The 15,935-nt window shown below is 47.3% G+C and carries 5 protein-coding genes; 3 read left to right on the top strand and 2 right to left on the bottom strand.

Annotated elements, in window-relative coordinates; translation table 11 throughout:
• Positions 1–116: 116 nt before the first annotated feature.
• Entirely contained in the window at positions 117–329 is a 213-nt protein-coding gene (rpmE, locus tag MARGE09_RS05515; RefSeq protein ID WP_236986347.1) for a 50S ribosomal protein L31, read from the bottom strand.
• Between the two features lie 303 nt (positions 330–632).
• On the opposite strand from rpmE, the gene MARGE09_RS05510 reads away from it, so the two are divergent.
• Entirely contained in the window at positions 633–2,855 is a 2,223-nt protein-coding gene (locus MARGE09_RS05510) for a primosomal protein N' (RefSeq protein ID WP_236986346.1), read from the top strand.
• Between the two features lie 119 nt (positions 2,856–2,974).
• Positions 2,975–4,339 carry a molecular chaperone gene (gene yegD, locus MARGE09_RS05505; RefSeq protein WP_236986345.1) on the top strand — a complete coding sequence of 455 codons (1,365 nt, stop codon included), beginning with the start codon at positions 2,975–2,977 and terminating at the stop codon, positions 4,337–4,339.
• A 120-nt stretch (positions 4,340–4,459) separates the two neighbouring features.
• Here the strand turns inward: yegD and MARGE09_RS05500 are convergent, their stop codons facing one another.
• Positions 4,460–10,126: a carbohydrate-binding protein gene (locus MARGE09_RS05500; RefSeq protein WP_236986344.1), complete on the bottom strand. Its 5,667-nt coding sequence runs from the start codon at positions 10,124–10,126 to the stop codon at positions 4,460–4,462.
• A gap of 568 nt (positions 10,127–10,694) precedes the next feature.
• Between MARGE09_RS05500 and MARGE09_RS05495 the strand changes: the two genes are divergently transcribed.
• On the top strand, positions 10,695–15,902 hold the full coding sequence (locus tag MARGE09_RS05495) for a two-component regulator propeller domain-containing protein (protein WP_236986343.1): 5,208 nt from the start codon (positions 10,695–10,697) through the stop codon (positions 15,900–15,902).
• Positions 15,903–15,935 lie beyond the last annotated feature (33 nt).

Raw genomic sequence — 15,935 nt, 5'->3', positions numbered from 1 at the left:
ACCGGCATCCGTAGAAGTCGTGAACAACAAACCTGCGCAGTCGCACTTTCAGGCTCAAATTTCAGGCATAAAAAAAGCCGACAAAGTCGGCTTTTCGTTTTAGTCTCGTGGCAAACTTAGCTTGCGCGACGACCACCAAAACGCTTCTTGAAGCGATCAATACGACCACCAGTGTCAGCATTTTTCTGCTTACCGGTGTAAAAAGGGTGACACTCAGAACATACGTCTAAGGTTAAATCCTTAGTGTAAGTAGAGCGTGTTTCAATAACGTTGCCACAGCTACAAGTTGCTTTCATAGCTTCGTATTTTGGTTGGATATCAGCTTGCATGGTATTGCCTCTATTTAAAATGCGCCGCCACTCAGTCTGTCTTGGTCAATATCACCAAGATTTACCGCTGAGCACCGCACAAGGAGTGAATTGGGCGGAAAAATGAGCGCGCATACTACCAGATTAAAAACCACCCAGCAAAGAAATTTAATGCATAACGAAGCTGCGCGTACAACCCAACGCAGTTATACCTAAAGTAGCCTAAGCAGGCAGTGTTATCTGCAATAGCGAGCAAGCGGCATGGGTGTCATACTTGCCGCCCGCAGCACAACTTAATACTCGTCTTCACCACTAGCACTATCTATGAACTGTGATCACCCTACTGTTTTAACGCTCGCGTTACCTACGCCGCTTTTTCGTCATTTTGAGTACTTGGCACCTGCTGATTACACACCAGCGCAAAACGACGCCTTAATACCAGGCATTCGCGTTGAAGTCCCTTTTGGCCGACAAACATTGGTTGGCATTTTAATATCAAAAAGCCATACCGCCAGCTACCCCATTGAAAAGCTCAAACCGGCATATCAAGCACTCGACGCCAAGCCTGTGATTCACGGCGATATTCTTGCGCTTTGCCAGTTTGCTGCCGAGTACTACCAGCACCCACTCGGTGAAGTGATGATGGCGGCCCTGCCACAAAAGCTGCGCGCTAGCGATGGCGCCCTGCCGCAAACGGCCTACTGGCAACTAACCACTGAGGGCAAAGGGCTTAATAGTGAAAACTTTAAGCGCAGCCCAAAACAACAAACCGCATGGGAAGTGCTACTCCACTCGGCGCCACTTGCCGAAACAGCATTAACCGCTAAGCAAGTCGACAAAAGCGCCCTAAAACAACTGCAAAAAAAGAATCTAGCCGAAACCTTTTTAGCCGACGCACAAGCCTTGCCAGCCAGTCAGCAAGTACTCAATGAAACACCCAGGACGCTCAATAACGAACAACAGCATGCGCTTGATACCATTCGTTTTCACAAATTTGGCTGTTATCTGTTAGAAGGCATAACCGGCAGCGGCAAAACCGAGGTATACCTGCAAGCCATTGCGCGCGTTTTACAAGCAGGCCAACAGGCGCTGGTTTTGGTACCAGAAATTGGCTTAACACCGCAAACAGTAGCCCGCTTTGAAGAACGCTTTGCCGTACCCATTACCCAACTTCATTCCAACGTTGCCAAAGGAGCACGGCTCGAGAACTGGCACAGCGCCTTTAGCGGCCAAGCACGCATCGTCATTGGTACTCGCCTCGCCGTTTTTGCGCCACTGCCGGAGCTGGGCATTATTATCGTAGATGAAGAGCACGACCTGTCCTTCAAGCAACAAGAAGGCCTGCGCTATTCCGCACGCGACCTCGCAATTGTGCGCGCAAAAAAAAATAACATCCCCTTACTGCTTGGCTCTGCAACCCCGTCACTCGAATCGCTCCACAACGCATTACAACAACGCTACCACCACCTGCGTCTAACACAACGTGCCGCAAATGCTGCCACCCCTGCATTGCAGCTTTTAGATATGCGTAAACAACCGCAGCACGCAGGCATTGCGCAGGCCAGCATGGACGCTATTTCAGCAACGCTGGAGCGCGGCGAGCAAGCCTTAGTGTTTATTAACCGGCGGGGGTTTGCCCCGTCGTTAATCTGTCAAAGCTGTGGTTGGTCTGCGGCCTGTAAATATTGCGATGCCCGCATGACACTGCACAATAGCCCCCGCAAATTGCATTGCCACCACTGCGGCGCTATGGCCTACCCACCCAGCCAATGCCCCAGCTGCATGAATCCAGCACTTAGTGCATTAGGCCAAGGTACCGAACGAGCAGAAGAAACATTACAAGCTGCATTTAATCAGCACACCGTTATTCGCGTTGATCAAGATTCCATGCAGCGCAAAAATGCCATGGCCGAATTAACCCAACAATTGCTTGAAGGCCAACCGTGTTTGCTCGTTGGCACCCAGATGCTGGCAAAAGGGCACCACTTTCCGAATGTCACCTTAGTAGTTATTGTCGATACCGACCAAGGCTTGTTAAGCGGTGACTTTCGCGGCATAGAGCGCATGGGCCAGCAGGTTATTCAAGTGGCAGGGCGTGCAGGCAGAGCCGAAAAGCCCGGCACTGTAATTATTCAAAGCTACCGCCCAGACCACCCGCTACTGACCCAGCTGATTACAGAGGGTTACCATAACTTTGCAAAAAGCATACTCGGCGAACGCGCTAGCTGCCGCATGCCGCCGTACAATCACATGGCTTTACTAAGGGCCGAATCCAAGCGCGCCGACAATGCCAAAGCGCTACTCACTAAAGCCGCGCAAATTGCTCGACAGCTGCAGCCGCCAAGCCCAGAGTGCAGCTACCTAGGCCCAATACCCGCGTTTATGGAGCGCCGCAACGACCGCTTTCGCTACCAACTACAATTACAGTTTAGCCACCGTCAAACGCGAACACAGCTACTGCAACAACTTGTGGAAGCACTAAACAAAGAAGCCCTTAGCAAACGGGTGCGATGGTCCATCGATGTTGACCCACAAGACATGGGCTAGCCCACTCAAACACAAACCTACGCTTGACCTTGCGCAGGCACATCTCCACAATGCCGCGCTTTTTGCGGCACTTACGCGCAACACTTTTGCAACCGGCTTTACGCTCAAGAGGTGATTTTATGATTGCAGGTTTTGACTACGGCACCTCTAATTGTGCACTCGGCGTTATTAACAATAACAGCGTCACACGCGTTGCCTTAGAGCAAGACAGCCACTATCTGCCATCTGTTGTATTTGCAGAATGCCGCGAGGCCATTATCGAACATGTTGCTAAGCAGCTCCCCAGCGGACCAAAACAGCAAGAGTACCAAAGCCAGCGCGCCGCCCAATTGCGCTTAGCTGCCAACTTTCGACACGAACAAGGCATTGCCGCTAACGAAACACTGGTACATTTTGGCGCAGCCGCTATGGCTGAATACAAATTGGCGCCAGACGAAGGCTTTTTTGCCAAATCGCCAAAATCTTTTTTAGGTGCAACAGGCTTAAATATAGGCCACCTTACTTTTTTTGAAGATGTCGTAAGCGCAATGATGATGCAGGTTAACGCAACAACCGCGCAACAAACAGGCGAAGAAATTAGCAGTGTTGTTATAGGCCGCCCCGTTAATTTTTCAAGCCTCAATACCGAAGAGGGTAACCGGCAAGCTATACAAATATTAAGCCTAGCCGCTAAGCGCAGTGGTTATAAAAACATTGAATTTTTGTACGAACCCTTAGCCGCAGGTTTAGCATTTGAGCAATCTTTAACGCAAGATCAACTAGTGCTGGTGCTCGATATAGGCGGTGGTACCTCTGATTGCACCATGATGCATATGGGCCCCAGCTATAAAAACAAAACAGATCGCAGCGATGATTTTTTAGCCCACTGCGGCATTCGCACTGGCGGTAACGACTTAGATATTGCCTTAGCCGCAAAAGCCATAATGCCGTTAATGGGAATGCAATCGCACACCAAAGATGGTCTTCCGCTACCCGCTAAAATGTTTTGGAATGCCGTAAGAATTAACGATGTGAATGCGCAAACCCAGTTTTATAGCCCCGAAAATATTCGCGCAGCAGAAGATATTTTTACTCACGCTAAACAGCCCGAATTATTTCAGCGCTACCTTCATATGCTGAAATATAAAAAGAATTTTTCAATTATTAAATCGAGCGAGCAAACCAAAATTGCACTGTCAGCCAACACCCTTCACACAACAGATCTCAGTGATATAGAAACCGACTTAACAATAGATATATCGAGGGACTTACTCTCGCAAGCCATTGCCCAGCCATTATCGCAAATAGAGCAACTACTCAAAGAAAGTATTCAAAGCGCCAACGCCAAACCCGACATTATTTTTATTACCGGCGGTTCTGGCCAGTCGCCCATTATTCGCCAAGCAACCCAGCAATTATTAGGCGATATCAAAATAGTGGATGGCGACCATTTTGGCAGCGTCGTTACCGGCCTTACCCAGTGGGCCGGCACGATTTACCAATAACTTTGCATAAGCACAAAGTCGTAGATGGCTTGAGCTACGCGTAAAACGAGGACTCGATTAGCTTAGTAGGTAGGGCAAAAATAAAAAAGCCCTCGTTAACGGAGGGCTTATCGCTTGCTTTTACCACTGCTCTAACATTACCGACAACGTATCGACGCTAAGGCTATTAATTTTAATGTAGACATCTCCTCGCGGCTGCCCCACCGCTATCCAACCCTGAATATTATGAGTCACATTGGTTTCGCCACCCATAACATCAAAGTTAATAACATGGCCGCCCCAAGACCCAAACCGTAACGTATTATTATTGACTGTATACTTCAAGCAACTACCCTCAACCACCTTAGCGAAGGTTGCGGTTGTCATCGTAATTACATCACTTGCACCAGCACCGCACGTATTCCCCACATTGCTATCTGTAGGTGGTTCGGCTTCGGGGGCAGAACCACCCACATACTCAAGCTTAAACCAGTTCAAATCAAAGCCAGGGTTCTCCAAATACAAACGAATTGTTTGTTGGCCTGCCTCCAAATTAACAGTCGTCGTCAAATCATGGAACTGCCCCCACACACCCCGCCCTTCAACTGGTAATCTATTTAAGGTCGTACCCGCGGCATTTTTAAACTGAACTGCGCCCACCGAGCCAGTATGGCCACTGGCATAACGATAAGTTAACCTGTACTCACCGGACTGCGGAATATCAATTGCATAATCCAGCCACTCGCCATTCGAGCTCCAGCCCACATGGCAACCACCGCCGCTATCACCAGTCGCCGTTACATCAACACCAAACCCTTTATAAGCACAGGCGTTATTGGGCGTGCCTTTATTTTCAGAGTTCGCATCTGAAGCATTGATATAATCCTCAGCCTGATAAAGGCTCACAATTGGCCCCGCCCCCATGAACTCAAACTCAAACCAATTTAAATCAAAACCCGCATTTTCTAAATACAAACGAATTGTTTGTTGGCCTGCCTCTAAATTAACGGTCGTCGTCAAATCGTGGAATTGCCCCCACACACCCTTACCTTCAACTGGCAGCCTGTTTAAAGTCGTTCCTGCGGCATTTTTAAACTGAATTGCACCCACAGAGCCGGTATGGCCACTGGCATAGCGATAAGTCAACTTGTACTGACCAGCTTGCTGAACATCAATTACATAGTCGAGCCACTCTCCGTTTGACGTCCAACCGACATGGCAACCACCGCCACTATCACCTGTACCCGATACATCAACACCGAAGCCGCGATACACGCAGGCATTATTGGGGTTACTTTTGTTCTCTGGGGTAGTATCTGAGGCGTTCGTATAGTCCTCTGCCTGCACTTTAAAGCCGGACGCAGTGTTACTTTGCGCAATAGAACTACTAGAGCCAACACTGCTCGAACTAGAGCTAACAACAGAGCTACTGCTTTCGCTGCTAGCACTACTCACGATTTCATTATCACCGCTTTCATCACCCGCACTATCACCATCAAATTCGGCTTTCAAATCAAAATAATCTAAATTAAAGCCTTCGTTCAAGACATACATGCGAATAGTTTGAATGCCTTTAGCTAAGGTGACACGCTGACTATTTTCAGAATACGTTTGGTAATTACCCCAGCCGCCAGTATTCGATAATGCTGTTGAGGTCTCGACAGTTGATCCACTTTGAGTGCGAACCTCCACAGTTCCGGGTGAAGAATTCCCATTTGAGTAACGAAACGAAACTTCGTATTCGCCTGCTTGCGGCACATCAATAATGTAATCAAGCCACTCGCCGGTATTCACCCAGCCAACAGCACAAATATTGCCTTCAGAATGAATATCTACATCTGTACCTAAGCCTTCGTTACAGCTAGCCGTATTAGAGCCTCCGGTATTGCCCGACGATGTATCGTGGTAATTCGAATAGCTTTCTATTTCGACTCGCAGCTCTACGCTTAACGGCGCTGTTGGCTTTACTGGCTCCGCAGGAACATCGGATGGCTGGTAGTTAATCGTGACTTCTGGCGATAAAGTCGCTGTTAATCCATTGTTGTAAACCACTCGCGCATAGACTCGCTGCAAACCTGGGGTAACATTTTGTGCCGCCCATGTGGTGCTATAAGGTGCATTAGAAACCGATGCAAGCGGCATATCATTAACCACCCACTGCACCTCTTGAATACCCGTTAATGTGGTATTTAATGTGAGCGGTATATTGCCTGTTGTTACCGTTTGACCAAAGTTTAACGATGTCACCGTTACTGCATTAGCAATGGGTGCAGCTGCAGGTTCTTCACCATCAATTTGCAACAGGTACGCCACCAATTGATCGCGCTCACTGCTATTTAAACTAGCGCTGTCACCGTGCGCGGCATTATTTAATACATCAGCTAAAGTCGCAGCAGAGCCATCGTGTAAATACGGCGCCGTATCCCAAACACCTCGTAGCGTAGGCGTATCAAAACCATTTAAAACACCGTGCAAACGCAAACCGGAATCTAACGTTGTTGTACCTACATCGTGACGGTTGCCGTTAGCGCTATCAGTAAAGGCTTCACCGCCATGGCAATCGGCACAGCCTTTGTTTTGGAAAATAGTTTTCCCCGCCTGCGCAGCCGAAGTTAAGCTGCCATCAGCATTACGGTGCGGGCTAAATACAAAGCTATCTAAAGACGTCACATACGTCGCTAGCGCATCTAAATCTTCAGACAAGCCAGCTTTAGGGTTACCCAAGGTGGTATTAGCATTTGCAAAATCGTCATTATCGATTAAACCTGAGCCCAAAAAGGCAAAGCGAATATCGTGTTCGAAATCTTGAATTTCATCGAAATTGGCTGACCAATGCACGCGGCCATGGCCCGTGCCGGCACGTCCACGCAAGCTAATGGTATTGCGTAAGCCTTCGCCGCGATCGGTAAAATCATATACGCGGTGATCACTACCGCCATCGGTGTGGCAAGTCGCGCAAGCTAAGTACCCATCCATCGCAATGCGCGTATCAGAGGTATCGTAGAATAAACGCTTACCTTTCAAAACCACTTCAGGTAAAAGCTCGTTAGATACTGTAACGGTATTACTTAATTCATCAAACGCCGATAAACTACCACCGCTGCCGGTGTATAAAGTTAACCGACTAACACTGCGCGATAAAAAATTATGCGTAAATACATCGCCATTATCCGCAACGGTAATACCTTTAGGCGCAAGCCCCATATTAATAAGATCGATGCCCTGCATAGTAGAAACATCGTAAGCCGAAAGCCGATTATTCCCTTGATTAGCCACATAGGCAATTTCACCGCCGCGACTAAAAGCAATAGCACTGGCAATTTCGGCATTATCTATATCAAACTTAGAATTAGGCACTTCGGTATTCGTGGTTAAATCTATTTTAGCGATAACAGAGCGCACGGAATTCTGGAAGTTACCAAAGTTGCCATCGAGTGCCATACCACGGAAAACATTGTCTTTTTTACCGGTTATCCATGCGATATTAGTGCCTGGCTCTATAGCAATCCCCATTAAATAATTCACCACGCCTCGTGCACTAGTGCTGGTATCTAGGCTAGTGGTATCGGCTGAAATTTTAATGGTCGCCTCTTTGGTAAAATCAGATGTTCGCACGCGATAAACTTGCGCTTCGTTCTGGGGGGAAATAAAGCGGGTGGCCAACAATGTTTGGCTATCAGCAGTCATTGCCATGGCATAAGGGTATGCACCCACATTAAGCGCGCCCACCAAAGATTGATTAGCCACATTTAACTTATAAATAACACCACTGCCCTGAGCAGAAACATAACCAGCTAATTGATTGGGGGCGATTAAAATAGAAACAGGCTTAGAACCAGGGTGCAACGCGATTGTTTTTAACAAACTGCCGTTGCTGTTTAAAACAGAGACAGTGCCATCATCGTGATTAGTTACCCAAATATTACCCGCACCATCTAACGCAATACCACGTGGGTCTTTACCCACAGCACTTTCAAAAAGTTTTTCACCTGTGCTGGCATTAACGGCCGTAATCGTATTGTTATCGGGGTTTACATTTAAAACACGGTTGTTGTTGCTATCAAACACAATAGTAGATGACGACAAGTGGCGCGTTACATTGGCCGCCTCGACAACAATGCGCACAACTTTAGTCGATTTTCCGCCGTTAGCATCAAAGACCTCAACATTAACAAAATAAATACCCGATGCCGCATAAGTATGCGAAGCCTCTGGGTTACTTAAACCGCGATCAACATTATCATCGCCCCAATCAATATCGTAAGTCAGCGCATCACCATCGTCGCTGGCATCAATAGAAAGAGTCACAGAATCACCGGTAACAACGCTAGCACTACTCACATTAACGGCATTAATTACTGGCGCTTCGTTAGAGGAGATTTGATTACCCGTTGAAAAATAAAAGCTGTAGTCCTCAGCAAGGCCATTGCCTGCGACATCTTTAACACCATCGGCACGCATAAAAAATTGGTAAGTGGCATTAGGCTGTAATGGCTCACGCGGGGTCACGTTAATGGTTTGATTGCTCCACCAACTAACATCAGCAGGAACAACATCACCGGTTGATGTGCGAATTTGGAAGTTACCTTCATTGATAGTGTGAATGTCGAGAATTTCATGGATCATCACACCAACGCGCGATTTAACATGCAAATTGGTCGCGTTAGGGCGCGGGTTAGACCAGCCAACCTCGGGTGCGCGGGTATCCGGTTCGCGCTCGTTACAATAAACCCCAGCCGTATTCATTCTGTACTGACCAGCGGCAACCAACAAATTACCAATAGGCATTAAGTATTCACCATAGGCCCAAGGGAAGCTTTCAACCTCTTCAAACGTTCGCATATCGACTTTAGCTTCCCCAACATACATGTGGTCATCTTTAAAATTGGGGTAACGCAAACTTGGGCCACTGTAATCGGCCGATGAAACGTGTCGTAAATTGGTGGGGTCAGAGTAATCAATAATATCAACAGAGCGCTGAAAGCCGGTATCACCATTCATTGCGTTCACAATGTAATGCTTATACATCGGCATAGTGTCGTAGGCGCGGCCAATGGCCCACTGCCCACCAAAGGGGTAGCTACGATCGCGAATTTTATCTAAAAGCACAGGGTTGGCAGGGTCGCTAATATCGTAAACCCCCACACCAGAACCCGTAAGGTTATCGCCACGGATAATCAATAGGTTACCCACCATATTGACGCGGCCCTGAAAACCTAAATCGTCTTGCACATGAATTTCGCCAACCTTCGGGTTACCTGGCAAGCGTAAATCGTGAATCGTCATTACTGGTTTATGGTCAAATTCGTAAGCCGTCGGCACACTACCAAAACCGTAGGGGTAAAAAGAAATAAGCTCGGAATGATGGCCGCGTGATGCATCCCCCACCATAAAAGCCTTATCGGTACCATCGACTATCGAGTCGCGGTCAAAATAAGGGACATCATTTAAATCGGTTTGATTAACGCCAGCCCAGTTAAAACCAATGATGGTACCCACACCCATATAATGATGGTGGCCGGCATTACCCGGGGTTTGATCGCCGCCCACTTGGCGGGGCTGGCGAGGGTTTTCAAGATCGTAATTTTTCATCACGCCTGTACCCCAATCGTGGCTAATTAAATAGCCATTGTGGTACGCGTATGCCATGACTCGGTCATTAGAGTTCGGCAAAGTCGCTAGCTGCTCGCCGGGGTTATCACACGTAAAACTACTGAAGTCTAAAGCCGCCTGCGCCGTGAATGGCGCTGCACCAACAGCCAACACACAAATACCGGCACAACGCTGAATTACCCTAGCTAATCCCATAAGTAAGCTCCTAAGCCACACTTCTCTCAAACCAAAACACATACTTTATAACCAATACAAAAATGCATTAAAGCTATAAAATTAATTCCTAAAAACTATTAAAATAACGATAAAGACGCCATAAAGCCCCGATAACGCTCAAACAATAAACAAATGATGATTGCGGCGCAATGCCAATGGCGACGAATGACCCGAAGAATAGGAGAGTAACAAAAACTGAATTTAGTACTTTATAACCAAAAAAAGAAGGGTGATATAACTGATAATTATTTTTAATAACCGAACGACAGGTTAAGCCACAAAAAATGAATAGCGCGCCACCTTTTAAAGCAGTAACACCTAAAAAAGCGAAGACATATATATATAAGAAATAAAAACCAATGCGTGTTCTATACTCAAAACACTTGGCGCACAAAATAAATATAAAAAATTGATATAAGGCCTTGCCGATTAGCGGAAAGGAAGTGCTTAACGCACAAATGACTATACTCTATGAAGACTCAGCCGCGACCTACAAGCGGCCTGTCCTAGACTACGCACACTTACTGATGAGACTGTTTTTCCGGTGATGCATATTATTTCAACTGCGCCTAAAGGCCGCATAACGCAGCCCCCCCCTTTAAGCCTAAGCCAATGCTGCAAACCTTGGCTTATTGCTCTGGCACTTGGCTTACCTTGCTTTGCCACTGCGCAAACACCATCAACAGCATTAACGGCCTATGCCAGTACACAAGCGAACCAAACTAGCAGTAGTTATCACGCACGCTTGCGCTTTAAAGCTTTGGATCACTCACAAATCGACCTGATTGGCGGCCAATGGGCCACAGTGCAAGATCAGCAAGGTTTTATTTGGTTTGGTGGTGCCGGTGGTGTCGCCCGTTACGATGGCTACAACCTCGAACTCTATCGCCACAGTGCAGAAGATAAAAACAGCCTAAGCAACAATTACGTCACCGATTTACTCGTCGACAGCGACGGCCAACTATGGGTCGCCACTCTTTGGGGACTTAACCGCTACGACGCCGAAAACAACAACTTTGTAAGATTCGAACACAACGCCAGCGATGCCAGCAGCCTTAACCACAACTGGGTGTGGAATATCGCACAAGATTCCAAACAAAATTTTTGGTTAGCAACAGACGGCGGTGGGCTTGCATTTTTACCGCATAACGGCACCACTTTTACACGCTTTAAGCACGATGCAAACAACACAAACACTGTACCAAGCGATGCATTGCTCACCGTGTATGTCGATAGCCACGATAACGTTTGGCTTGGTGCCAAAGAAAAAGGCTTAAGCCGGTACAATCCAATCACTCAGCAATTCACCCACTACCCTGCAATAGCAAACGATGCTGCAAGTTTAAGCAACGGCAAAGTGAATAGCGTATTCGAAGATAACCAGGGCCGTATTTGGGTTGGTACCGACGACGGCCTTAACCTTCTTAACGCGCAAACCGGCACCTTTACACAATACCGCTACGATCCCAACAACCCACGATCGCTCAGCGGCAACCTCATTCGCAGCATCAACCAAGACAGCAACGAAAACCTTTGGATTGCCACCGATGGCGGCGGTTTGAGTATTTACCGCGGCGAGCAAGAAGGCTTTGACCGCTACACCCGCGAAGCCGGCAAAAGCGGCGGCCCAATTAACAACAAAATACGCTCTATTTTTGAAGATGCCCAAGGCGGCTTATGGTTTGGCCATTACCCCGCAGGCATTTCCCAGCTCGATCGCTACGCCAGCGCCTTTAGCAATTTCCAAAACAACCCCTTTGATGACAACAGCCTAAGCAACAGTGACATTCTAAGTGTGACCGAAGACCGCCATGGCGACCTTTGGGTTGGCACCGAAGGCGGGCTAAACCACATCGCATTAAGAACCGGCAAAGTAACCCGCTACCTCCATCAGGCCAACAACCCAACCACCGTGCCAGCCGACCCAGTAACTGCCGTAGTGGAGGACCCAAACGGAGCCATTTGGCTAGGCACCTGGGGCGGCGGCTTCGCCCGCTACCAAGCCGAAAGCAATAATTTCAAACAGTACAAGCACAACCCCAGCAAGCCCAACAGCTTGCGTGATAACGTGGTGCGCACATTACTTGTCGATAACAACGGTGACATCTGGTTGGGCGGCGGCCACGGCATTAGCCGCTACCGACCGAGTAGCGATGACTTTGAGCACTACACCCACGACGCGAAAAATCCAAACAGTATTTTAAGCTTGGGCGTGAATGCCATTTTCGAAGATAGCCGCGGCGACTTTTGGGTAGGTGGCGATTTAGGACTACACCGCATGAATCGCCGAACGGGCCGGTTTGAACGTTTCGAGCATGAACCCGACAACTTAGATAGCTTAAGCCAAGGCTATATTAGCGCCATTGGTGAAGACAGCACCGGCCATTTATGGATTGCCACCGGCGCCAACGGCCTTAACCGCTTTAATCGCGAAAGCAAAACCTTCGAGCATTTCACCACTAAAAATGGCCTACCCGACGACCGCGTTGGGGGCATCATCAGCGATGATAGCGGCTTTATTTGGTTTGGTACCGGCCGCGGTTTAAGCCGCTTTAACCCTAAAGACAATAGCTTTAAAACCTATACGCAAGAACACGGCCTACCCGGTAGTTTATACAAACGCCCCACTTGCATTAAAACGCGTAGCGGCGATTTAGTATTTGGTAGCTCTAAGGGCTTAACACTATTTAACCCCCAAAATATTGCCCAAAACACCGTTGCACCACCAGTGGAAATAACCGGCTTTGACATCTTTAACCAGCCGGTAGCTATTGCTCAAGAAGGCTCACCACTAAAGCGTGCTATCACTCAAACGCAAGCCATTACACTCAACCATCAACAATCTGTATTTTCCTTTGATTTTGCTGCACTTAATTACACCATGCCGCAAAAAAATAGATACGCCTACCAACTAGAAGGCTTTGATAAAGATTGGGTCCAAGCCGGCGATCGTCGCACTACCACTTACACCAACCTAGACGCAGGCGATTACACCTTTCGCGTGCGCGGCTCCAATAACGAAGGCGTTTGGAACAAAACCGGCGATGCAATAAGCATTACAATTTTACCGCCACCGTGGAAAACTTGGTGGGCCTATGCACTCTACGCATTGGCCGTGATAGGTGCACTTGCATTATTCGTGCGCGCGCAACAACGTAAACTGCAACGCGCCGAAGAAAAAATCGCCATGGAACAAGCAGTGGTTCAGCGTCTAGAGCACCTAGATAGCTTAAAAGACGACTTCCTCGCGAATACATCACACGAATTGCGCACCCCCATTAATGGCATTATCGGTTTAGCCGAAACACTGATGGGAGGCGCTGCAGGCCCTATTAATGATGAATTAAAATCTAATTTAAATATGATATCCATTAGCGGGCGGCGCTTAGCGCACTTGGTTAATGATATTTTAGATTTTTCCAAGCTCAAAAATAATAATATTACCATCCACCCCAAACCGATTAATGTGCGCGCAGTTGCCGATATTGTCTTAACGCTTTGCAAGCCTTCAACCAAGGCCAAGCCTGTTACCTTAAAAAACAACATAGACAAAAAAATGCCGGCAGCTTTAGCTGATGATAATCGCCTACAGCAAGTGTTTTACAACTTAATTGGCAACGCCATTAAATTTACTCAAGCAGGAACAATCGAGGTCTCTTCTAGCTTAGAAGAAGACAAAGTTTGGATTCACGTAAAAGATACAGGCATTGGCATTCCAGAAAATATGCTTGAAAAAATATTTGTCGCCTTTGAACAAGTTGAACAACACGAAAACCGCAGCCACGGAGGAACAGGTTTAGGGCTTACCGTAACGCGCCAAATTGTTGAGCTTTTAGGTGGCGAAATTCGTGTAACCTCGAAAGAAAACGAAGGCTCTACGTTTAGCTTTAGCCTACCTATTACCGATAAATATGCCGACGATAGCCTGCCCCAACAAAGTGGCGGCGTACACGAAATTGCCAAGTGCTTATCTTTTGAGCAAGACGCAGATGCAACACCACTGGTAGAACCCGCGGCGATTAACCAAAATAATAATAACACCGCATCCCAAGGCACGCTTATTAACGAAGAAAATACCAGTGATAACGCCCGCTTCAAGATATTGATTGTCGATGACGATGCCATTAACCGCAAAGTGTTGGTAAACCAGCTTTCACTGAAAAACTACAGCCTAGAAACCGCCTCTAACGGAGCAGACGCCTTAGAATATATCGAAAAGAGGGGCCCCTTCGACTTGGTGCTACTCGATATTATGATGCCCGAAATGAGCGGCTATGAAGTCTGCTCGCGCATTCGCGTTTACTACTCTATTCAAGAGCTACCGATTATATTCTTAACCGCCAAGAATTTAATCACCGACTTAGCCGATGGCTTCCAGCTTGGCGCCAACGACTTTTTAACCAAACCCATTTCTATTGGCGAGCTAACCTCGCGCGTGCGTACACATTTAGAATTACTCGACATTAACCGCAACCTCGAAGGCAAAGTAAAGCAGCGCACGCAAGAAGTAACTCTGGCTAACCGCGAATTACAAACGCTAGATACAATCGTCTCGACCATTCACCAAGAGCTTCGCTTTGACCGCTTGCTTAACGTTATATTAAAAGAGGCCATGACGTTATTCCCCACCGCAGATAGGGCCTCCTATTGGAATTACGAAAGCGAGCAAGACCTCTTCAAACTGCTATCGCCAAAAAGTTTAAGCGAGTCCAGTGAAGAATCACCATCCAATTCACAACGTAGCGAACTGTTATCGCCAGCGGCAATACAAGAGCGCTACACCCAAAATGGGAAGAACATTGCACCGCACATTTATTATTTTACCCGCAACGACATAGAGCTAATTGCGCCAACAACGCTCGATATTCTAGAGGCAAAAAGCGCCCTCGTTATGACCATGATTTTGGATGACAAAATTGTGGGTATTTTAGTACTTGCCAGTAACGCCTCTGAGGATACATTTACCACCTCAAAGGCAACTACGCTTGAGCGCTTTCGTGCACACGTGGTATCGGCGCTGTCTAAATCAAACCTTGTGGATCTGCTAGAGAAAAACTGCAACAAACTAGAACATATTAGCTCAACCGACCAACTGACCGGCCTGCGTAATCGCCACTATCTGTATAACCATATTGAAATTGATGTTAAAAACTTACTGGAACATTACCAAATAGGGGCCCGCACAAAAACCTCTATACCCGATAACGAAGATTACACCTTTTTTATTGTCGACATTGACCACTTCAAAGCCATTAACGACACTTACGGCCACGTTGCCGGCGATAAAATATTGCAGCGCATGGGCAATATTTTGATGGCACTATTTCGCGAAACCGATTATTGCATCCGCTGGGGCGGCGAAGAGTTTTTGATTATTACGCGCTTTTCCTCACGCAGCAAAGCCGCCGCTACAGCCGAAAAAATTCGCAGCGCTATCGAGCAACATACCTTTGATATCGACGATGAACTCAGTATTAAAAACACCTGCTCTATAGGCTTTGCAAGCTACCCCTTCCTACCTAGCAACCCCAGCGCACATACGTGGGAGCAAGTATTAGATATTGCCGATACTTGCCTGTATGCCGCTAAAAACAGCCAGCGTAACGCCTGGGTTGGCCTGTACGCCAGCGAAGGGGAAAACAACACCGATATAGTACCGAACTTTTTAACTAACCCCGAGCAAGCGCTTGGCAGCAATAAAGTTTTTATTAAGTCCAGTATTTCGGTCGATAAAGTCAGCGGTTGGAAAAAATAGCGCGCATAAAAAAGGCCTCTGTATGAGGCCTTT

Origin of the sequence: Marinagarivorans cellulosilyticus, from assembly GCF_021655555.1 — a bacterium.
In the GTDB taxonomy this organism is placed as follows: Bacteria; Pseudomonadota; Gammaproteobacteria; order Pseudomonadales; family Cellvibrionaceae; genus Marinagarivorans; species Marinagarivorans cellulosilyticus.
Note: the sequence above shows the minus strand (reverse complement) of the source record. Positions and strands in the feature narration are given on the sequence as shown.